Origin of the sequence: Kitasatospora sp. NPDC089509, assembly GCF_044749365.1 — a bacterium.
GTDB lineage: Bacteria > Actinomycetota > Actinomycetes > Streptomycetales > Streptomycetaceae > Kitasatospora.
The window spans coordinates 37,525-58,572 of sequence record NZ_JBIVHS010000032.1 but is presented as its reverse complement, the minus strand read 5'-3'; the positions used below and the strand labels follow the sequence as shown (position 1 = coordinate 58,572).

The 21,048-nt window shown below is 72.9% G+C and carries 18 protein-coding genes; 16 read left to right on the top strand and 2 right to left on the bottom strand.

What is annotated here, in order from left to right; translation table 11 throughout:
* Window positions 1-106 precede the first annotated feature (106 nt).
* Window positions 107-784 carry a bifunctional DNA primase/polymerase gene (locus ACIP4P_RS40015; RefSeq protein ID WP_400927849.1) on the bottom strand — a complete coding sequence of 226 codons (678 nt, stop codon included), beginning with the start codon at window positions 782-784 and terminating at the stop codon, window positions 107-109.
* 611 nt (window positions 785-1,395) lie between these two features.
* Here ACIP4P_RS40015 and ACIP4P_RS40010 point away from each other — a divergent pair.
* From ACIP4P_RS40010 to ftsH, 7 genes are all read left to right on the top strand, one after another.
* Window positions 1,396-2,850 carry a hypothetical protein gene (locus ACIP4P_RS40010; RefSeq protein ID WP_350515291.1) on the top strand — a complete coding sequence of 485 codons (1,455 nt, stop codon included), beginning with the start codon at window positions 1,396-1,398 and terminating at the stop codon, window positions 2,848-2,850.
* Window positions 2,851-3,138: 288 nt separating this feature from the next.
* Window positions 3,139-4,629 carry an ammonium transporter gene (locus tag ACIP4P_RS40005; RefSeq protein WP_400927845.1) on the top strand — a complete coding sequence of 497 codons (1,491 nt, stop codon included), beginning with the start codon at window positions 3,139-3,141 and terminating at the stop codon, window positions 4,627-4,629.
* Window positions 4,626-4,964, top strand: a complete 339-nt coding sequence (locus ACIP4P_RS40000; RefSeq protein ID WP_350515293.1) for a P-II family nitrogen regulator — start codon at window positions 4,626-4,628, stop codon at window positions 4,962-4,964. Before ACIP4P_RS40005 ends, ACIP4P_RS40000 begins: the two co-directional genes overlap by 4 nt.
* A 128-nt stretch (window positions 4,965-5,092) precedes the next feature.
* Window positions 5,093-7,540 (top strand): [protein-PII] uridylyltransferase, encoded by a 2,448-nt coding sequence (locus ACIP4P_RS39995; protein ID WP_400927841.1) that lies wholly within the window; start codon window positions 5,093-5,095, stop codon window positions 7,538-7,540.
* A 192-nt stretch (window positions 7,541-7,732) separates the two neighbouring features.
* On the top strand, window positions 7,733-9,298 hold the full coding sequence (gene ffh / locus ACIP4P_RS39990; protein WP_350515330.1) for a signal recognition particle protein: 1,566 nt from the start codon (window positions 7,733-7,735) through the stop codon (window positions 9,296-9,298).
* Between the two features lie 117 nt (window positions 9,299-9,415).
* Window positions 9,416-9,940: a GNAT family N-acetyltransferase gene (locus ACIP4P_RS39985; RefSeq protein WP_400927838.1), complete on the top strand. Its 525-nt coding sequence runs from the start codon at window positions 9,416-9,418 to the stop codon at window positions 9,938-9,940.
* Window positions 9,941-10,032: 92 nt separating this feature from the next.
* Window positions 10,033-11,955: an ATP-dependent zinc metalloprotease FtsH gene (ftsH, locus tag ACIP4P_RS39980; protein ID WP_400927835.1), complete on the top strand. Its 1,923-nt coding sequence runs from the start codon at window positions 10,033-10,035 to the stop codon at window positions 11,953-11,955.
* Between the two features lie 173 nt (window positions 11,956-12,128).
* On the opposite strand, the gene ACIP4P_RS39975 is transcribed toward ftsH, so the two are convergent.
* Window positions 12,129-12,968: a class I SAM-dependent methyltransferase gene (locus tag ACIP4P_RS39975; RefSeq protein WP_400927832.1), complete on the bottom strand. Its 840-nt coding sequence runs from the start codon at window positions 12,966-12,968 to the stop codon at window positions 12,129-12,131.
* A 255-nt stretch (window positions 12,969-13,223) separates the two neighbouring features.
* Here ACIP4P_RS39975 and proS point away from each other — a divergent pair, with 255 nt between their 5' ends.
* The 9 genes from proS to lepB (ACIP4P_RS39930) all read left to right on the top strand — a co-directional run bounded on the left by proS (window position 13,224) and on the right by lepB (ACIP4P_RS39930) (window position 20,837).
* A complete protein-coding gene (gene proS, locus ACIP4P_RS39970) occupies window positions 13,224-14,636 on the top strand; it encodes a proline--tRNA ligase (protein ID WP_400927829.1) in 1,413 nt (470 codons plus the stop codon).
* Between the two features lie 400 nt (window positions 14,637-15,036).
* A complete protein-coding gene (locus ACIP4P_RS39965) occupies window positions 15,037-15,615 on the top strand; it encodes a hypothetical protein (protein WP_188307074.1) in 579 nt (192 codons plus the stop codon).
* Window positions 15,616-16,088: 473 nt separating this feature from the next.
* The gene (gene rpsP, locus ACIP4P_RS39960) at window positions 16,089-16,517 is read left to right on the top strand and encodes a 30S ribosomal protein S16 (RefSeq protein WP_350515299.1); all 429 of its coding nucleotides are present in this window, start codon (window positions 16,089-16,091) and stop codon (window positions 16,515-16,517) included.
* A 2-nt stretch (window positions 16,518-16,519) separates the two neighbouring features.
* On the top strand, window positions 16,520-16,759 hold the full coding sequence (locus ACIP4P_RS39955; RefSeq protein WP_030056773.1) for an RNA-binding protein: 240 nt from the start codon (window positions 16,520-16,522) through the stop codon (window positions 16,757-16,759).
* 130 nt (window positions 16,760-16,889) lie between these two features.
* Window positions 16,890-17,450, top strand: a complete 561-nt coding sequence (gene rimM / locus ACIP4P_RS39950; protein WP_350515300.1) for a ribosome maturation factor RimM — start codon at window positions 16,890-16,892, stop codon at window positions 17,448-17,450.
* A 137-nt stretch (window positions 17,451-17,587) separates the two neighbouring features.
* Window positions 17,588-18,406: a tRNA (guanosine(37)-N1)-methyltransferase TrmD gene (trmD, locus tag ACIP4P_RS39945; RefSeq protein ID WP_350515331.1), complete on the top strand. Its 819-nt coding sequence runs from the start codon at window positions 17,588-17,590 to the stop codon at window positions 18,404-18,406.
* 154 nt (window positions 18,407-18,560) lie between these two features.
* The gene (gene rplS, locus ACIP4P_RS39940; RefSeq protein WP_030243502.1) at window positions 18,561-18,911 is read left to right on the top strand and encodes a 50S ribosomal protein L19; all 351 of its coding nucleotides are present in this window, start codon (window positions 18,561-18,563) and stop codon (window positions 18,909-18,911) included.
* Window positions 18,912-19,258: 347 nt separating this feature from the next.
* Entirely contained in the window at window positions 19,259-19,909 is a 651-nt protein-coding gene (gene lepB, locus ACIP4P_RS39935; protein WP_400927931.1) for a signal peptidase I, read from the top strand.
* A complete protein-coding gene (gene lepB / locus ACIP4P_RS39930) occupies window positions 19,893-20,837 on the top strand; it encodes a signal peptidase I (RefSeq protein WP_400927928.1) in 945 nt (314 codons plus the stop codon). Before lepB (ACIP4P_RS39935) ends, lepB (ACIP4P_RS39930) begins: the two co-directional genes overlap by 17 nt.
* Window positions 20,838-21,048 lie beyond the last annotated feature (211 nt).

The window sequence follows — 21,048 nt, the reverse complement described above, 5'->3', positions numbered from 1 at the left end:
GAAGGGGCGCGCCGATGCCGAAAGGGAGAAGCGACGAGCGAGGGACGAGCGCCGGAGCGCCGACCGTCGGCGCCGGGTCAGAGCGCCCCGGAGGCGAGCGGGCGGGTCACGAGGCGATCCAGGCGGGCTCGGCGGTGCGCTCGCGGCTGCGGTGGCAGGCGTAGGCCAGGGTGCCGAGCAGCAGCCGGGCCTCGGGCGGGCAGCCGGCGTTGTCGCGGGTGGGGCGGCGCAGCCAGCGGACCGGGCCGAGCTCGCCGAGGACGGTGGGCGGGGCGGCGACGTAGCTGCCCTCGCCGTGGCAGCTCAGGTCGAGCGCGGCGTCGTCCCAGCCCATCCGGTAGAGCAGGTCGGGCAGGCGCCGGGCGGTGCCGGCGGCGACCAGGAACTGCAGCCGGCCGGTGGGCGGGGCCAGGACCGGGCCGATCTGGGTGCCCATCCGCTCCAGCCGGACCAGCGCCTGGAGACCGGCCGGTTCGGGGACGTCCAGGACGTCGAAGGCGCGTCCGGTGGGGAACAGCACCGAGCCCTCCGCGCCGGTGGCCGCGGCCCGGCTCTCGGTGCCGGGTACGGGGTGCAGGCCGGGCGCCGCGCAGCGCTGGGCGCCGCAGGGACAGCGGGTCGGGGTGGTGGTGCCGGTGGCCGGGTCGCCGGTGGCGACGGTCCAGCCCCAGCGGCCGGTGTACTCCGCGGCGGCCTGGGACGCGGTGACCTTGGTGCGGCGGCGCGCGCCCAGCGGTGCCAGCCGCAGGTGCCCCAGTCGAAGTTCGCCGAACAGGTTGTCCATGCCTCCCCCAACAGGTTCTCGTTGCCGATGGTTACGGGACGGTGACTGTGTGTTGATTGTCCGTTGCGTGGTGCGTTGTGCGGTGGCGGCGCGCAGCGCTTGGCGTGCGCCTGTTGCGGTGGTGCGCCTCGGGCGCCGCCTTGTGGGGGCGGCGTCGATGCCGGATCGTCGGGTGCGTGAGGCGGTTGCCGTCCCGAGTGGGTGGCGAACTCGCCTGGGATCGCGGTGGATTGCGGGGACTGCCGGGTCTTCCGGGACTGGCCGGGGGACTTGGCGGCCCGCATATGCCGGACCGTCGCGACTACCTAGTGAAGCGTGTGCCCCCGGGCTTCGGTTCACTCCTGGGGGTGGCGAAAGGTGGCGTTTCGCCAGGGGCGCTCCCACGGGTGCCTCGCGGGGCACTACGTTCAGCACACGGACGTGGTCGGAGAATCCTGCTCCGGGCCGTCGGGGAACGGGAGTTGGGGATCTGACGTACCGTCCGCAACGATGGCACACCAGTACGACGAGGCGGTACGCAACACCTCAGGCACGGCACGTCCGGCAAGAGCCCGCAACCGTCGGGCGGTCACGATCGGGGCCCCGCAGGGGCCGGGCGGGATGGGACTCCCATGGCAGAGAAGCAACCCAACGAGAAGCTGACCACGTGGTTCGCCCGCAGCGGCTGGTCCAAGGGGGAGTTGGCCCGTCAGGTCAACCGCCGGGCCCGCCAGATCGGCGCCCACCACGTGTCCACCGACACCTCGCGGGTGCGCCGCTGGCTCGACGGGGAGCAGCCCCGGGAGCCGATCCCCAAGATCATGTCGGAGCTGTTCTCGGAGCGCTTCGGCTCGGTGGTCTCGATCGAGGACCTCGGCCTGCGCGCCGCGATCCCGGTCTCCACCGTCGGCGGCGGGGTGGACCTGCCGTGGAGCGCCCCGCAGACCGTCCAGCTGATCAGTGACTACTCCCGCAGTGACCTGATGCTCAACCGCCGGGGCTTCCTCGGCACCTCGCTCGCGCTGACCGCCGGCGCCGCGCTGATCGAGCCGATGCAGCGCTGGCTGGCCCCCGGTCCGACCGGCGTCCCCACCCCGATCCTCACCGCGGCCAACGGCGGCGAGGCGTTCACCGGCCGGCTCTCCGAGCCCGAGCTGGAACTGCTGGAGCAGACCACGGTCATGTTCCGCCAGTGGGACGCCCAGAACGGCGGCGGGCTGCGCCGCAAGGCCGTGGTCGGCCAGCTCCACGAGGTCACCGACCTGCTGCAGGAGACGTACAACGAGGACACCACCAAGCGGCTGTTCCGGCTCACCGCCGAACTCGCCCACCTGGCCGGCTGGATGTCCTACGACGTCGGGATGCACCCGAGCGCGCAGAAGTACTACGTGCTGGCCCTGCACGCGGCCAAGGAGGCCGGCGACCGCCCGTTCGGCGCGCTGATCCTCACCGACATGAGCCGCCAGATGATCCACCTCAACCGGGGCGAGGACGCCCTGGAGCTGATCCACCTGGCGCAGTACGGCAGCCGGGACACCGCCACCCCGCGCCAGCAGTCCCTGCTGTACGCGATGGAGGCGCGCGCCTACGCCACCATCGGCGAGGTGAACCGCTGCGCCCGGGCGATCCGGCTGGCCGAGGACACCTTCACCGACATCCGCGAGGGCGACGGCGACCCGGACTGGCTGAAGTTCTTCTCGCCGGCCGAGCTGAACGCCGAGAACGCCCACTCCTTCCGCGACCTCGCGTACCACTCGGACAACGCCCAGCTGTACGCCTCGCTGTCCGCGCCGGTGATGGAGCGCGCGGTCGACCTGTTCCGCCAGGACGACGACCACGTGCGCTCGTACGCCTTCAACCTGGTCGGCATGGCCAGCGTGCACCTGCTGCAGAAGGAGGCCGAGGAGGCGGCGCGCTACGCCGAGCAGGCGGTGGACATCGCGACCAAGGTGCGTTCGGAGCGGCTGAACTCCCGGGTCCGCAAGACGACGGAGGCCGCGGCCGCCCGGTTCCAGGGCGTGGACGCGGTGAGCCGGCTCCAGGAACGGGTGGTCCAGGACATCCCGGAGTTCGTCTCGGTGGTCTGAGCGAACCCGGGCAGGAGACTCCACCGACCGTGACGGCCGCCGCCGCCACGGTCGGTGGCATTTCCGCCCGTGGGCGCCCGGGTGGCGGGCACGTTAAGCCATCCGGCCCACCGGCGGGGCCGTGGTTCACGCGCCCGTAACCCGGGCGACGCACGCGTCACGGCCGCGAAACAACCGACCGCACTGGCCGAAACCCGCCTTCGGCACTCTCCTCTTCATCGCCGACACCCCGGGTGGCACGGGACGCGTTCCCGGGGGCGGAGCGGCTTGGACGCAGAGGAGACGCCGATGCCGGACGGCTTCAGCGCGGGCGACACCGCCTTCGTGCTCATCAGTGCGGCCCTGGTCATGGTGATGACCCCGGGCCTGGCCTTCTTCTACGGGGGCATGGTCAGGGCCAAGAGCACACTGAACATGCTGGCGATGAGCTTCCTCTCGCTGGGCATCGTCAGCGTGCTCTGGGTCCTCTACGGCTACTCGCTCAGCTTCGGACCGGACGCCTTCGCCGGGCTGATCGGCAACCTGGACTTCCTCGGGATGCGCCACATCGGACTGAACGAGCTGACCGGGTCGATCCCGGTGACGGCCTTCGCGATCTTCCAGCTGATGTTCGCGATCATCACCCCGGCGCTGATCTCCGGCGCCGTCGCGGACCGGGCCAGGTTCTCCGCCTGGGGCCTGTTCATCGCGCTCTGGGTGTCGGTGGTCTACTTCCCGGTCGCCCACTGGGTGTTCATGGTCGACAACGGCAACGGCGGCTGGCTGGGCGACAGAAACGGCGTGATCGACTTCGCCGGCGGGACGGCCGTGCACATCAACGCCGGTGTCGCGGGCCTCGCGCTCTGTCTGGTGCTGGGCAAGCGGGTCGGCTTCAAGAAGGACCCGATGCGCCCGCACAGCCTGCCGCTGGTGATGCTCGGCTCCGGGCTGCTGTGGTTCGGCTGGTTCGGCTTCAACGCCGGCTCGGCGCTGGCCGCCAACGGCGTGGCCGCGATGGCGATGGTCAACACCCAGGTCGCCACCGGTGCGGCGCTGGTCGGCTGGCTGGTCTACGAGAAGCTCAGGCACGGCGCGTTCACCACGCTGGGCGCCGCCTCCGGCGCGGTCGCCGGACTGGTCGCGATCACCCCGGCCTGCGGCTCGGTCAGCCCGCTCGGCGCGGTGGCGATCGGCCTGGTCGCGGGCGGGGTCTGCGCCGCCGCCGTCTCGCTCAAGTACCGCTGGGGCTTCGACGACTCGCTCGACGTGGTGGGCGTGCACGCGGTGGGCGGGGCGATCGGCTCGCTGCTGATCGGCCTGTTCGCCACCGGCGGGGTCGGCCAGACCGCCAAGGGCCTGTTCTACGGCGGCGGGTTCGGCCAGCTCGGCAAGCAGGCGATGGGCGTGGCGGTGGTCGCGGCGTACTCCTTCGTGCTGTCCTGGCTGCTGGCCAAGGCGGTCGACAAGCTGGTCGGCTTCCGGGTCCCCGAGGAGGTCGAGGTGGCCGGCATCGACCAGGCCGAACACGCCGAGTCCGCCTACGATTTCAGCGCCGTCGGTGCGGGGCTGGCCCGGGCGTTCCCGACCCTGGGGCTCGGCGCCGGGTCCGGTTCCGCACCCGGCTCCCCGTCCGGCTCCACGGCCGGATCCGCGCCGGGGGCCGCCTCCGGTACCGCGACCGGTTCCGGTTCCGGTTCCGGTTCCGCGACCGGCACCGCCACCGGCCCCGCGGCCGCCGGGAAGCCTGCCGGGAAGCCCGCTGACAAGTCCGCCGAGAAGACCGAGGTCGACGCCCGATGAAGCTCATCACCGCCGTGATCAAGCCGTACCGCCTGGACGAGGTGAAGGCCGCCCTGCAGGCCTTCGGGGTCCACGGCCTGACCGTCACCGAGGCCAGTGGCTACGGCCGCCAGCGCGGCCACACCGAGGTCTACCGGGGCGCCGAGTACACCGTCGACCTGGTCCCGAAGATCCGGATCGAGGTGCTGGTCGAGGACGAGGACGCCGACGACCTGATCGACGTCCTGGTGAAGGCCGCCCGGACCGGGAAGATCGGCGACGGAAAGGTGTGGAGCGTCCCGGTCGACACCGCCGTCCGGGTCCGCACCGGCGAACGCGGCCCGGACGCCCTGTGAGGCACTGACCGATCCGGCGGGCCCGCCCCTCCCCGGGGCGCGGGTCCGCCCGTCGGCGCATCCCCGCTCAGCCGTACCACGGCTCATCCGTACGACGGCTCACCCGCACCACGGACGGGATCCCGCGCATGACCACCGAGAACAGCCCCGCCGAGCCCGCCTCCCCACCCACCGACCACGCGGCGGCCCGGGCCGCGCTGCTGGAGCGGCCCGGGCTGACCGGCCGGCCGCGCCGGGCCGCGCTCGCCCGGCTCACCGACGACTGGCTGGCCGGACTGCTGGCCGCCGCCGGCGCCCCGTTCTTCGGCGTCGCCCTGGTCGCCGTCGGCGGCTACGGCCGGGGCGAGCTCTCCCCGCGCAGCGACCTGGACGTCCTGCTGCTGCACGACGGCCCGATCGACCGCGAGCTGCCCGAGCGGATCTGGTACCCGGTGTGGGACGCGGGCGCCCAGCTCGACCACTCGGTGCGCACCCCCGCCGAGGCCCGTGCCGTCGCCGCCACCGACCTCAAGGCCCAGCTCGGCCTGCTGGACGCCCGGCACCTCGCCGGGGACGCGGCGCTCACCGCCGCGCTGCGCTCCGCGGTGCTCACCGACTGGCGCGCGAGCGCCCCCGCGCGCCTGCCCGAACTGCGCGAGCTGGGCCGGGAGCGGGCCGAGCGGCACGGCGAACTGTCCTTCCTGCTGGAGCCCGACCTGAAGGAGGCCCGCGGTGGCCTGCGCGACCTGGTCGCGCTCGACGCCGTCGCCGCCAGCTGGCTCGCCGATGCGCCCCGGGACGGCCTGGACGCGGCCGCGCTGCGGCTCGCCGACGTCCGCGACGCGCTGCACCTGGCCACCGGCCGGGCCACCGAGCGGCTCAGCCTCCAGGACCAGGACCAGGTCGCCGAGCGGCTCGGGGTGCTGGACGCCGACACCCTGCTGCGCCAGGTCTACGAGGCCGCCCGGACCATCGCCTACGCGAGCGACGTCACCTGGCGGGCGGTGGACCGGGTGCTCGCCGCCCGGTCCGGCCGCGGTCGCCGGGCGGTCCGGCGGGGCTTCCCGTTCACCGGGGCCGGCCGCGGCAGCGGCGCGGTGGCCCGGGGCGCCGTCGACCGCCGCCCGCTCGCCGAGGGCGTGGTCGAGCAGGACGGCGAGGCGGTGCTCGCCCAGGCCGCCCGGCCGGCCGCCGACCCGGTGCTGCCGCTGCGGGCCGCGGCCGCCGCCGCCCAGAACGGGCTGACCGTCTCCTACGCCACGGTGCGCCGACTGGCCGCCGAGTGCCGTCCGCTGCCGGTGCCCTGGCCGGACGAGGCGCGCGAGCAGCTGGTCACCCTGCTGGGGGCGGGGGAGGCGGCCGTCCCGGTCTGGGAGGCGATGGAGGCGGAGGGCCTGGTGACCAGGCTGCTGCCGGACTGGGAGCGGGTGCGCTGCCGGCCGCAGCGCAACGCGGTGCACCGCTGGACGGTGGACCGGCACCTGGTGGAGACGGCGGTCCGGGCCGCCGCGATGACCCGCCGGGTGGCCCGGCCGGACCTGCTGCTGGTCGCCGCCCTGCTGCACGACATCGGCAAGGGCTGGCCCGGGGACCACAGCGAGGCCGGCGAGGTGATCGTCCGCGACCTGGCCGCCCGGATGGGCTTCCCCGCCGAGGACACCGAGACCCTGGCGGTGCTGGTCCGCCACCACCTGACCCTGGTGGAGACCGCGACCCGGCGGGACCCGGACGACCCGGCCACCGTCGAGGCCGTCACCAAGGCGGTCGGCTCGCTGCCGGAGCTGGAACTGCTGCACGCGCTCACCGAGGCCGACGCGCTGGCCACCGGTCCGGCGGCGTGGAGCGGCTGGCGGGCCTCACTGGTGGACGGCCTGGTGGCGCGGGTCGCCGCCGAGCTGGCCGGGGGCGGCGCCCCGCCCCCGGAGGCGGCGCCCAGCACCGAGCAGGAGCGGCTCGCGGTCGAGGCCGCCCGCACCGACGCCCCCGCGCTGTCGTTGCTGGCCCAGGCGGAGGGGACGGCCCCGGGCACCGAACCGATGGGCGTCGAACTGACCCTGGCCGTCCCGGACCGGCCCGGGCTGCTCGGCACGGTCGCCGGGGTGCTCGCCCTGCACCGGCTGACCGTCCGCTCGGCCGGGCTGCGCGAGCTGGACCCGATCGGCGCGGGCCCGGTGCTGCTGCTGTCCTGGCGGGTGGCGGCCGAGTACGGCGAGCTGCCGGAGGCGGCCCGGCTGCGAGCCGACCTGCGGCGGGCGCTGGACGGCTCGCTGGACGTCTCCCGCCGGCTCGCCGAGCGGGACGCCGCCGCCCCGCGCCGCCGGGGGATACCGACCCCACCGCCGCTGGTCGCGGTGGCGCCGGCGGTCGCCTCGGCGACCGCGACCGTGCTGGAGGTCCGCGCGCACGACGCCCCCGGGCTGCTGCACCGGATCGGCCGGGCGCTGGACGGGGCGGGCGTGCGGGTGCGCACCGCGCACGTCTCCACGCTGGGTGCGGAGGCCGTCGACTCCTTCTACCTGACCGATCCGGCGGGCCGTCCGCTCACCGGCGAGCGGGCCGCGGAGGTGGCGGCGGAGGTCCGCTCGGCGCTGGGCTGAGGGGCGCTCCCGGGCCGGTCCGGGGCCGGTCCGCGAGCCGGTCCCCGGCGGGGGTGCGGGCCGGTCCGCGGCGGGTGCGCGAGCCGGTTCGCGGATCCGCCGTACGGGGGTGGAGACCGTACCCGGGGCGGCCGGATACCCTGGGGGACGACGACCGTACTGATACCGATGCCGCAGAGGACCCGCGCCGACGTGTTCGACACCCTTTCCGATCGCCTCGCAGCGACGTTCAAGAACCTCCGGGGCAAGGGCCGCCTGAGCGAGGCGGACATCGACGCCACCGCCCGCGAGATCCGCATCGCGCTGCTGGAGGCGGACGTCGCGCTGCCGGTCGTCCGGGCCTTCATCAAGCAGGTCAAGGAGCGCGCGGCCGGCGTCGAGGTCTCCGGTGCGCTGAACCCGGCGCAGCAGATCATCAAGATCGTCAACGAGGAGCTCATCGCGATCCTCGGCGGCGAGACCCGCCGGGTGCGGTTCGCCAAGAGCGGCCCGACGGTCATCATGCTGGCCGGTCTGCAGGGTGCCGGTAAGACCACCCTCGCGGGCAAGCTCGGCGCCTGGCTGAAGAAGCAGAAGCACACTCCGCTGCTGGTCGCCTGTGACCTCCAGCGCCCCAACGCGGTCACCCAGCTCCAGGTGATGGCCGAGCGGGCCGACGTGGCCTTCTACGGCCCGCAGCCGGGCAACGGCGTCGGCGACCCGGTGCAGGTCGCCAAGGACTCGATCGAGTACGCCAAGCAGAAGCAGTACGACGTCGTCATCGTCGACACCGCCGGCCGCCTGGGCATCGACGCCGAGCTGATGCAGCAGGCCGCCGACATCCGCGCCGCGGTGAACCCGGACGAGGTCCTGTTCGTCGTCGACGCGATGATCGGTCAGGACGCGGTCACCACCGCGCAGGCCTTCCTCGAAGGCGTCGACTTCACCGGTGTCGTGCTCTCCAAGCTCGACGGCGACGCCCGCGGCGGTGCCGCCCTGTCGGTCGCCCACGTCACCGGCCGACAGATCATGTTCGCCTCCAACGGCGAGAAGGTCGACGACTTCGACGCCTTCCACCCGGACCGGATGGCCTCGCGCATCCTGGGCATGGGCGACGTCCTGTCGCTGATCGAGAAGGCCGAGCAGACCTTCTCGCAGGCCGAGGCCGAGAAGATCGCCGCCAAGCTGCGCGGCGGCCCGAAGGCCTTCACGCTGGACGACTTCCTGTCCCAGCTGGAGCAGGTCCAGAAGATGGGCTCGATCTCCAAGCTGCTCGGCATGCTGCCCGGCATGGGCCAGATCCGCGAGCAGATCAACAACATCGACGACAAGGACGTCAACCGGGTCGGCGCGATCATCAAGTCGATGACCCCGGCCGAGCGCGCCGAGCCGGAGCTGATCAACGGCTCCCGCCGGGCCCGCATCGCCAAGGGTTCGGGTGTCCAGGTCGGCGAGGTCAAGAACCTGGTCGAGCGGTTCTTCGACGCCCGCAAGATGATGTCCGCGATGGCCTCCGGCAAGGGCATGCCCGGCATGCCGGGGATCCCCGGCATGGGCGGCGGCGCGAAGAAGTCCGGCAAGAAGGCCCCGCAGGCCAAGGGCAAGCGCAAGAGCGGCAACCCGCTGAAGCGCGCGCAGGAGGAGGCCGCGGCCGCCGAGCGCCGCGCGCTCGGCCCGGGCGCCGGCCAGGGTCCGGCCGACGGCGGCGCGTTCGGTCTCGGTGCGGGCAAGGGCCCGTCCGACTTCGAACTGCCCAAGGAGTTCAAGGACCTGCTGTAGTCCTCTGTAGCCCTCTGTAGCCCTCTGTAGTTCTCGACCGGTTCTGATCGACTGTGATCGGCCCGTCGTCCGGTGATCCCCGGGCGGCGGGCCGTTCGCGTGCCCGATGATGTCGGCATGCGAGTGATGATCAGGGCCCCGAGGGCCGAGGACGAGGTTGCGTACGCGGAGGCGGTCCGACGGTCCGCCGAGCACATCGGACGGTGGAACCCGGTCGAGCCGGACGGGCTGCCGGAACTGCTGGGGCGCCAGGGGGCGGGCCTGCGCACGTTCCTGATCCTCGACCGGGAGACCGGCGGGCTGGTCGGCAAGGTGAACGTCGCCAACATCGTGATGGGCCGGTTCTGCAACGCCTCGCTGGGCTACGACTCGTACCTGCCGTTCGCCGGCACCGGGCGGATGACCGAGGGCCTGCGGCTGGTCCTGGACCGCTGCTTCGCCCCGCAGTCGGCCGACGGGCTGGGCCTGCACCGGCTGGAGATCAACGTGCAGCCGGAGAACGACCGCTCGATCGCGCTGGCCAAGCGGCTGGGCTTCCGGCACGAGGGCTTCACCCCGCGGATGCTGTTCCTCCAGAACGACTGGCGCGACCACGAGCGGTTCGCGCTGACTGCCGAGGAGTGGCCGGGCGGCGCGGCATAACCGCTGGTCGGGGGCCTCGGCACGGCCGGACGGCGGCTCGGGCGCGGCGTTGCGGTTGGCCCGCCCGAGCGGCTGTCCGTATTGTCCGGTGGGTGACCGAACCCGTGCCGCCGCGCCAGACCCCCGACCAGCCCTGGCGGTCCGAGGGCGCCCCGCCCCCGCCGCCGCCCCGCCGCCGGATGCCCGGCGGCTGGGCGGGCCTCGTCCTCACCGCACTCGTGGTGTTCCTGATCTCCGACCTGCTGCTGTCGTTCTTCGGTAACGAGGGCGCCACCACGATCTCCTACACCGAGTTCAACAACCAGCTGAACAAGGGCAACATCACCAAGATCTACTCCAAGGGCGACGCGATCGAGGGCACGCTCAAGAGCGCCCAGCCCAAACCCGACGGCGGCAAGGGCGACTACACCGAGTTCGACACCCAGCGCCCCTCCTTCGCGGGTGACAACCTGTGGGGCACCCTGCAGCAGCAGGGCGTCGAGGTCACTGCGACCTCCCCGGTCCAGCAGCGCAGCTTCCTCACCAACCTGCTGCTCTCGCTCGCCCCGATGCTGCTGCTGGTCTTCATCTGGGTGCTGCTCGCCCGCCGGATGGCCGGCGGACTGGGCGGCGGGCCGCTCGGCCGCAAGGCCCCGCCCAAGCCGGTCACCGCCGACCAGGGCAAGCGCACCACCTTCGCCGACGTGGCCGGCATCGACGAGGTCGAGGCCGAACTCACCGAGGTGGTCGACTACTTGAAGAACCCCGAGCGGTACCGCAAGCTCGGCGCCAAGCTGCCGGGCGGAGTGCTGCTCAGCGGCCCGCCGGGGACCGGCAAGACCCTGCTGGCCCGGGCCGTGGCCGGCGAGGCGGACGTGCCGTTCTTCTCCGCCTCCGCCTCGGAGTTCATCGAGATGATCGTCGGCGTCGGCGCCAGCCGGGTCCGCGAACTGTTCGCCGAGGCCCGCAAGGTGGCACCGGCGATCATCTTCATCGACGAGATCGACACCATCGGCCGCCAGCGCGGTGCCGGCGGCGGCATGGGCGGGCACGACGAGCGCGAGCAGACGCTCAACCAGATCCTCACCGAGATGGACGGCTTCACCGGCTCCGAGGGCGTCATCGTGATCGCCGCGACCAACCGGGCCGACGTGCTCGACCCGGCCCTGCTGCGCCCCGGCCGCTTCGACCGCCGGATCACCGTCAGCCCGCCGGACCGGGAGGGGCGCGCCGCGATCCTGCGGATCCACACCCGGAGCGTCCCGCTGGCCGGCGACACCGACCTCGTCCAACTGGCCAAGGTCACCCCCGGGATGACCGGCGCCGAACTCGCCAACCTGGTCAACGAGGCCGCCCTGCTGGCCGTCAAGCGGCAGCAGGACGCGGTCAACGAGCGGGACCTCTCGGACGCCCTGGAGAAGGTCCAACTCGGCGCCGTGCGGCCGCTGGTGATGCCGCAGGAGGAACGCGAGCGGACGGCGTACCACGAGAGCGGGCACGCGCTGCTGGGCATGCTCCAGCCGGGCGCGGACCCGGTCCGCAAGATCACCATCGTGCCGCGCGGCCGCGCCCTCGGCGTCACCCTCTCCACCCCGGAGAACGACCGCTACTCGTACACCGAGCCCTACCTGCGCGGCCGGATCATCGGCGCGCTGGGCGGGATGGCGGCCGAGCAGGTGGTCTACGGGGTGATCACCACCGGCGCGGAGAGCGACCTGGAGCAGGTCACCAACATCGCCCGCGGGATGGCCGGGCGCTGGGGGATGAGCGAGCGGGTCGGGCGGCTCACCGCCGTGCCCGCGGACGCCCAGGGCGCGTACGGGCTCTCGGCGGCGCCCACCACGCTGGACGCGGTGGACGAGGAGGCCCGGCGGATCGTCGCCGAGTGCTACGAGGACGCGGTGCGGATCCTGACCGAGCAGCGGCCCCGGCTGGACGCGCTGGCGGCGGCGCTGCTGGAGGCGGAGACGTTGGACGAGGAGGCGGCCTACCGGGCGGCGGGGGTGCCGCGGAAGGCCGCCGACGAACAGGCGTGAGCCGGTGGAGCGGGGGCGCCCGCCGTGATGGCAGGCGCCCCCGGTTTCGTGGGTGCGGGGCCGTGCTCCGGTGGCGCTGTGCTCCGGCGGCGTCGCCCGGTCGGCGGGGTTGCCCGGTTGACGGCGTCGCCCGGTCGGCGGTGCGGTGCGGCCCGGCTAGCGGGGCCGCCCGGCTAGCGGGGCCGCTCGGCGACCAGGTAGCGGAAGACGTTCTCCATCCGGACCGAGTCGTCCGGGCGCAGGTACGGCTGCAGCGCCTCCTCCAGCTCCTTGGCCACCAGCGGGGCGCCGGAGAACTCCTCGGCCGCCTCGAACAGCCCGGTGGAGAGCAGGCCGCGCACCGCGCTGTCCAGGTCCGGATAGGCGAACGGGCAGCTCACCCGGCCGCTGCCGGCCGGGCGCAGGCCGACCGGCGCGAGCAGGTCCTCCAGCGCCCCCGGCGCGCTCAGCTCGAAGGGATCGCGCGCGGTGGTCCGGCCCGCCCTCCGGCGTGCCACGTCCAGCACCGGCGCGCTCGCGCAGCGCTCCGGCGGCCCCCAGGCCGCCAGCACCACGTGCCCGCCGGGGAGGGTCGACCGGGCGGCTTCGGCGACCACCCGACCGGGGTCGGCGGCGCCGGGCAGCTGGTCGAAAACCGTCACCAGCGAATGGGCCGAGCGGGGGACGGCGGCGGCCGGCCGGGCGCCCGCGCACACCCGCAGCCGACGGTCCCGGGCCAGCTCGCGCAACTCGTCCCGCGGCTCCTGGCCGGAGACCTGGGCGCCCCGCCCGGCAGCCAGCAGCAGGGCGAGCCCGGAGCGGCAGCCCAGCCCCAGCACGCTGCTCGCCGGGCCGACCTCCAGGCGGTGGTACACCGCCTCGTAGAGCGGCACCAGCATGCGTTCCTGGATCTCCGCCCAGTCGCGCGCCCGCGCGGGCCCGGCGGCCCCCGGTTGCGGGTGGTGCGGTCGTGCGCCCGCTGGTCGTGCGCCCGCTGGTCGTGCGGTCGTGCCGGTCGTCCGAGCTGAAGCCATCGCGGCCTCCCATCCGGTCCTTCGGTGTGCTGCTACGGCTCCCCCAAAGTCCCGCCCCACTCCAGCGAACAGCGGGTCGGGCCCGGAGTCCAGAGGGGTGCAGGGTGGTGCGCGCGGGTCGCGGTCGTGCGCCCCCTGCGGACGGCGTGCCACGGCTGCGGGTGTGCCGTTTCCGCCGCTGCGGGTGTTTCCTCCCCTCCCGCGAGTGTGATACCGATTCGAAGTGGAGGGGTGGATCCCCGTACCATTCCGCCCATGGCTAAGGCACCCGTACTCACCCCTCAGGCGGAAGACTTCCCGCGCTGGTACCAGGACCTCATCAACAAGGCCGAGCTGGCCGACAACGGTCCGGTGCGCGGCACCATGGTCATCCGACCGTATGGCTACGGCCTGTGGGAGCGGATGCAGCAGGAGATGGACGCGCGCATCAAGAAGGCGGGTGCGCAGAACGCCTACTTCCCGATGTTCATCCCGCAGTCCTACCTGACCAAGGAAGCCGAGCACGTCGAGGGCTTCGCGCCCGAGCTCGCGGTGGTCACCCACGGCGGCGGCAAGCAGCTGGAGGAGCCGGTCGTCGTCCGGCCCACCTCCGAGACGATCATCAACGAGTACTTCTCCAAGTGGGTGCAGAGCCACCGCGACCTGCCCCTGCTGATCAACCAGTGGGCCAACGTGGTCCGTTGGGAGCTCCGCCCGCGCGTCTTCCTGCGCACCACCGAGTTCCTCTGGCAGGAGGGCCACACCGCCCACGCCACCTACGAGGACGCCCGTGACTACGCGTCGATGATCCACACCCAGGTCTACGGCGACTTCATGACCAACGTGCTCGGCATCGACGTCGTGCTCGGCCGCAAGACCGCCAAGGAGCGCTTCGCCGGCGCCATCAACACCCTCACGCTCGAAGGCATGATGGGCGACGGCAAGGCGCTGCAGATGGGCACCAGCCACGAGCTGGGCCAGAACTTCGCCAAGGCGTTCAACACCACCTACCAGCTGCAGGGCGCCGAGCGCGAGCACGTCTGGCAGACCTCCTGGGGCGTCTCCACCCGCATGGTCGGCGGCCTGATCATGTCCCACGGCGACGACAACGGCCTGCGGGTCCCCCCGCGCCTGGCCGCGGTCCAGGCCGTGGTGCTGGCCATCAAGGGCGACGACGCGGTCATCGCCAAGGTCCGTGAGATCGGCGCCCAGCTGGAGGCCGCCGGCATCCGGGTGGTGGTCGACGACCGCACCGACACCCCGTTCGGCCGCCGCGCCGTCGACTGGGAGCTCAAGGGCGTTCCGCTGCGCATCGAGGTCGGCCCGCGCGACCTGGAGAACGGCACCGCGATGCTGGCCCGCCGCATCCCGGGCGGCAAGGAGCCGGTCTCCATCGACGCCCTGGCGGCCCTGCTGCCGGGCATCCTGGAGGAGGACCAGGCACTGCTGCTGCGCCAGTCCCGCGAGCGCCGCGAGGCCCGTACCGTCGACGTGAAGACCCTGGACGAGGCCATCGAGGCCGCCGCGACCGGCTGGGGCCGGATCTCCTGGGCCGACCTCGGCGCGGAGGGCGAGGCCAAGCTGGCCGAGCAGGGCGTCACGGTGCGCTGCATCGTCGCGGCCGACGGCTCGGTGCCGGCGACGGACGACCAGGACGGCAATATCGCGATCGTCGCGCGCGCGTACTGATGTCAGCCGTCGGCGGGTAATGACCGTTGCCGGCGACATTTGCCCGGAATGCGGGTGGGTAAGAATCCGGTAACTCTGCCGGGGGCGTCCAGGTCGTGGACATCCCTACCGGCCGGTCAGCTGCCGGTATTAACGGAATAGCGGTACGGTGTACGGCCCGTGGCCCTGTCAACTTCGACGGGTCCACGGGCCGTACGTCCAGGGGGCGACAGCCCGCCCCCGGACGGAATTCACGAGGTCCGCCGGTGTTGCGACGGACCGAAACCGGCAGGGGGTTGGTCTTGCGTCAGATCCGGAACGCGCAATTCGCGCGCAGTCGTGCATTCCTGGGAGTTCCCTGGGAATTCCCGGAGAACGGGAACATGCGGAACATCGGCTCGCCCTGCATCGTTGGTCTAGCGTGAGCACGACACAGCCCCTCGTCCTCGCGGCCGAACTGGCCGCCGCCTGGAGTGACATCCAGGCCTACCATCAGGACCTCCCCGACCTGGCCTCGCCCGAGGCACTGATCGGCGAGTCCTCCTCGGCCTGTGGCACGCGGCTCGGTTTCGAGCGGCTCCTCCACGAGGCTGCCCACGGTCTGGCCGCGGCCCGGGACATCCGGGACACCTCGCGGGCCGGCCGCTACCACAACCGGCGCTTCCTGATGCTCGCCTCCGAGCTGGGCCTGGCGCACCCGGTCGAGCCGCACGCCAGCAGCGGCTTCTCCCAGGTGACCATGCTCAAGGAGACGCAGGAGCGCTACGCCGAGACCATCGAGCGACTGGACCGCGCCCTCGGCGCGCACCAGGAAGCGGTGGCCGGCGACGGCACGAACCGCGCCTTCCGCGGTCCGGCCGCCCGGCACGGCTCCTCCGGGGGCGGCGTCCGGGTCAAGGCGGTCTGCGGCTGCGGGCGCAACGTCCGGGTCGTACCGTCGGTGCTCGCCCAGGCGTCCATCGTCTGCGGCGCGTGCCAGCAGCCGTTCAAGATCGCGTAGACCGTCGCACGAGCCGGGACCGGGACCGGTCGGCGACTGTGCGGGCAGTCGGCGCGGCCGGGGTGATCGGTGCCGGTGACACAGGTGACATCGGTGAGTCCGTGGGCTGACCGGGAGCGGGGGCTCCCGGTCGAGCCTGAGTCCTTCGTCCATGAGCGGGTCCGCTGGAGAGCGGGCCCGTTTTTCTGTCCTCGGGGCCCGGGCCTGCGGGTCTGCGGCGCTCCCGAGCGCCCGTCCACGGGGCTCCGGTGGGATGCCGGCCGTGGCTCCGGTGGGGTGTCGGCGGGGCGTCGGCCGTGGCGGCCGGGTGAAGACCGTCCGCGCCGGTATGGCAGAATGGACAGCTGAGTACTCGGCAGCCGAGCAGGACCCCTCTCTCCTACGGCTGGCGTGTCCCTTGAACGGCCCGCCCCGCAACCCCACGCGGACCGCGAAGCTGCTCACCCACGTCAACACCAGGAGAACCCACTCCCGTGGCAGTCAAGATCAAGCTCAAGCGTCTCGGCAAGATTCGCTCCCCGCACTACCGCATCGTCGTCGCCGACGCCCGCACCAAGCGTGACGGTCGCGCGATCGAGGAGATCGGCATCTACCAGCCGACCTACAACCCCTCGAAGATCGAGGTCGACGGCGACCGCGCCCAGTACTGGCTGTCCGTCGGCGCCCAGCCGACCGAGCCCGTGCTCGCCATCCTCAAGCTGACCGGCGACTGGCAGAAGTTCAAGGGCCTGCCGGCTCCGGAGCCGCTGAAGGTCGCCGAGCCCAAGGTCGAGGACTTCTCGCACCTGTTCGCGAAGGCCGTCGCCGGCTTCGAGGACGCCACCACCGGTGTCGCCATCACCCCGAAGGCCAAGAAGTCGGACAAGGCCGAGGCCGAGGCCGACGCCGCCGTCGAGGCCTGATCGTGATCGAGGACGCCCTCGACCATTTGGTGAAGGGCATCGTCGAGCACCCCGACGAGGTGCAGGTGCGCTCGCGCAACCTGCGTCGGGGTAACACCATCGAGGTGCGGGTGCACCCCGATGACCTCGGCAAGGTGATCGGCCGGGGCGGCCGCACGGCGCGCGCACTGCGCACCGTGGTCGGCGCCCTCGGCGGTCGCAACGTCCGGGTCGACCTGGTCGACGTGGACAACATTCGCTGACGCAGCTGCTCGTTCAGCCGTCGGGCTTGAGGCCGACCGGGACGCATGTCGTCCCGGTCGGCCTTCTTCGTTTCCGCACCACCCTTCTCTGCCCTCTCGCTCGCCCAGCAACTCCAGGAGAACGATCACCGTGCAGCTCGTCGTCGGCAGGATCGGCCGCGCCCACGGCATCAGGGGGGACGTCAGTGTCGAGGTCCGCACCGACGAGCCGGAGCTCCGGCTCGGCCCCGGTGCCGTCCTGCTCACCGACCCGGCCTCGGCCGGGCCCCTGACCGTCGAATCGGGCCGGGTGCACAGCGGTCGGCTGCTGCTGCGCTTCGCCGGCGTCAAGGACCGCAACGCGGCCGAGGCGCTGCGGGGCACCGTGCTCATCTCCGAGGTCGACCCGGAGGAGCGCCCGGACGACCCGGAGGAGTACTACGACCACCAGCTGGTCGGCCTCGACGTGGTGCTGCTCGACGGCACCCCGGTCGGCGAGCTGACCGCGGTCGTCCACCTGCCGTACCAGGACCTGCTCACGGTGGAGAAGGCCGACGGGACGGAGGTGCTGGTGCCCTTCGTCAGCCAGATCGTGCCGACCATCGACCTGGAGAACCAGCGGGCCGTGATCACCCCGCCGCCCGGGCTGATCGACCCCGAGGTGGCCGAGGTCGCCGGTGGCGCGACGGAGGAGCCGGAGGAGTCGGAGTGAGCGTCGAACAGGCTCCCCGGGACCTCGCTGTTCAGGACCCTGCCGCCCAGGAGCTCGCGGGGGAGCACGCGCCGGAGCTCGCGGGGGACCGCGCGCCCGAGCTCGCGGAGGCCGCCGCCGGGGGCGTCCGGACCGGGATGCGGATCGACGTCGTGTCGATCTTCCCCGAGTACCTGGAACCGCTGAACATCTCGCTGGTCGGCAAGGCCCGGGCCCGCGGCCAGCTGGACGTGCACCTCCACGACCTGCGGGAATGGACCCACGACGTGCACCGCACGGTGGACGACAGCCCGTACGGCGGCGGCCCCGGCATGGTGATGAAGCCCGAGCCCTGGGGCGAGGCGCTGGACGCGGTGCTGGCCGGCGGCCCCGAGGGCGAGGTGCCCACCCTGGTCGTGCCCACCCCGAGCGGACGCCCGTTCACCCAGGAGCTCGCCCAGGAACTGGCCGGCCGTCCCTGGCTGGCGTTCACGCCCGCGCGGTACGAGGGCATCGACCGCCGGGTGATCGAGGAGGCGGCCACCCGGATGCCGGTGGTCGAGGCCTCGATCGGCGACTACGTGCTGGCCGGCGGCGAGGTCGCGGTGCTGGTGATGGTCGAGGCGATCGCCCGGCTGCTGCCCGGCGTGCTCGGCAACGCCGAGTCCCACCGGGACGACTCCTTCGCGCCCGGTGCGATGGCCGACCTGCTGGAGGGCCCGGTCTACACCAAGCCCGCCGAGTGGCGCGGCCGGACCGTGCCGGACGTGCTGCTCAGCGGCAACCACGGCAAGATCGCCCGTTGGCGGCGGGAGCAGGCCTTCGCCCGCACCCTGGGCAACCGGCCCGACCTGGTCGAACGCTGGCAGTACGGCTCCTTCGACAAGAAGGACCGGGCGGCGCTCAGCGTCCTGGGCCTGGCCTGGGACGAGGAGCTGGGCCGATTTCGGTCCGCCGCCGGTGATGTGGAAGAATAGGCAGCTGCTGTCTGTCGCTGGTCCCCTTCCGTAGGGGGCACGTGGACCGGCGCCCTCGCCACGGGGGGATCGCCGCCAGCCGATGCGGCCCGCAGCACACCCCATTGTGACGAACTTCCGTGGGCGGCCCGTGGCGCCTGCGATGGAGAGCAACATGAGCAACAAGCTCGCTGCTGTCGACGCGGCTTCGCTGCGCACCGACATCCCGGCCTTCCGCGCCGGTGACACCCTGAAGGTTCACGTCCGGGTCATCGAGGGCAACCGCTCCCGTGTCCAGGTCTTCCAGGGCGTCGTCATCCGTCGCCACGGCGCCGGCGTCGGTGAGACCTTCACCGTCCGCAAGGTCAGCTTCAACGTCGGCGTGGAGCGCACCTTCCCGGTGCACACCCCGGTCGTCGAGAAGATCGAGGTCGTGACCCGCGGTGCGGTTCGCCGCGCCAAGCTGTACTACCTGCGTGACCTCCGCGGCAAGGCCGCGAAGATCAAGGAGAAGCGCGACCGCTGATCCACCGCCCCCCGGCCACGCCGGGGGACCGGAGCGCTCCGAGGGGCCGGGCCACCGCAAGGTAAGCTCAGCGCCCGATGAGCACGCACGAACCACCCGCGGACCGCGACGGCAGTCCCGCACCCACCGGTGCGGACTCGCTGTCGCGGTCCGCGGTCGTTTCCGGGCCGGTCCGGGAGGCGGAACCGGCGCCGGGTACGGCATCGGGCCGGGACCGTGATCAAGCCCGTGATCAAGCCCGTGATCAGGATCAGGCCCGTGATCAGGACCGGGACGGTGACCACGACCGGTCCGAGGCGGCGGAGGAGGACGAGGAGCCCGGGCGGTCGCGGTCGCGGGACCTGCTGCTGTTGGCCGGGATCTGCCTGGCGGCCCTGCTGCTGGTGAACGCCTTCGTCGCCCGTCCGTTCACGGTGCCCTCCGGCTCGATGGAGGACACCCTGCGGCCCGGCGACCGGTTGATCGCCAACCAGCTCGCCTACGCCTTCGGCGGCCACCCCCAGCGGGGCGACGTCGTGGTCTTCGACGGCACCGGCTCCTTCCTCCCCGACTCGGCCGATCCGCCGGGCTTCTGGGACAGCCTGCGCTCGGCCGGGCGGGACCTCGGACTGGTCCCGGCCGGGAACACCGTCTACGTCAAGCGCGTGATCGGCGTCGCCGGGGACCGGGTCCGCAGCACCGGACCGGGCGCGCCGCTCACCGTCAACGGCGTGCCGGTGGACGAGAGCGCCTACCTGGCCCCGGGCGACCAGCCCTCCGACGTGGCCTTCGACGTCCTGGTGCCGCGCGGCAAACTCTTCGTCCTGGGCGACCACCGGAGCGCCTCCCGGGACTCGCGCGACCACCTCGGGGAGCCCGGCGGCGGCTTCGTTCCGGAGGACGAGGTGATCGGTCGGGCGGACTGGGTGGTCTACCCGTTCTCGCGCCTGACCAGCCTGGACCGGCCCGCGGCCTTCGCCGCGATTGCGGGGACGGGCGGTCATGGGGAGCAGGGGTAGGGGGCGGGTCGCCGACCGCCCGGCCCCGGAGCCGGGTGAGGGCGAGGCCGGCCCCGCCGACGCCGCGGATCCGGTCGCACCGGTCCGTGGCCGCGCCGACCGCCGCCGCAGTGCCCGACGCGCGGCCCGACGGCGCAAGCGTTCGCTGCTGCGCGAGTTCCCGCTGATCATCATGGTGGCGCTGTTGGTGGCGTTGGTGATGAAGACCTTCCTGATCCAGGTGTTCGTGATCCCCTCGGGCTCGATGGAGCAGACCATCAAGGTCGGGGACCGGGTGCTGGTGGACAAGTTGACCCCCTGGTTCGGCAGTGAGCCGCAGCGCGGCGACGTGGTGGTGTTCAAGGACCCGGGCGGCTGGCTGGAGGGCGATCACAAGCCGTCCGACGACGGTCCGGTCCTGGGCCCGGCCAAGCAGGTGTTGACCTTCGTCGGGCTGGTGCCGTCCGACAACGAGCAGGATCTGATCAAGCGCGTGATCGGCGTCGGCGGGGACACCGTCGAGTGCTGCGACGCGCAGGGGCGGCTCAGCGTCAACGGCCGTGCGGTGGAGGAGCCGTACCTCGCGGCGGGCAACCCGCCGTCCCGGCAGCCCTTCAAGGTGCAGGTGCCGAAGGACCGTCTGTGGGTGATGGGGGACCACCGTGACGTCTCCGCCGACTCCCGCTTCCACATGGGCAATCCGGGCCAGGGCACCGTCCCGTTGAGCGATGTGGTCGGTCGCGCTTTCGTGATCGCCTGGCCGCTGGACCGCTTCCATCAACTCGATGAACCGGCTTCACTCTCCTCCCTCGCCGCGACTCCGCAGCTCGACGGAACTGCGCCGCAATCGATGGCTGTTGGGCCGCTTCCTGTGGAACCTCCGCTCGTTATGGGTGTGTTGGGCATCCTTCCGTTCGTCGTTCGCCGTTCCGGGCGGCCTCCGAAGTGAGCCGCTCCGGCCGTCGGACGGCCGGACCGCGCGTGTGGAACCGCGAGCCGGATGCCTTGGAGTGATAGAGAAGTGCAGGTGCGGCCGGGAGTGGTCCCGGTCGCGCGCTGTGGCCGGGTTGGTGTCAGGGGAGTCCGCCGTGGGCAATCCTGATGCGTTCATGGTCGTGGCGAGCGTGGTGCCCGCTGTGCGGCACTCTGAGCGCGGGCGC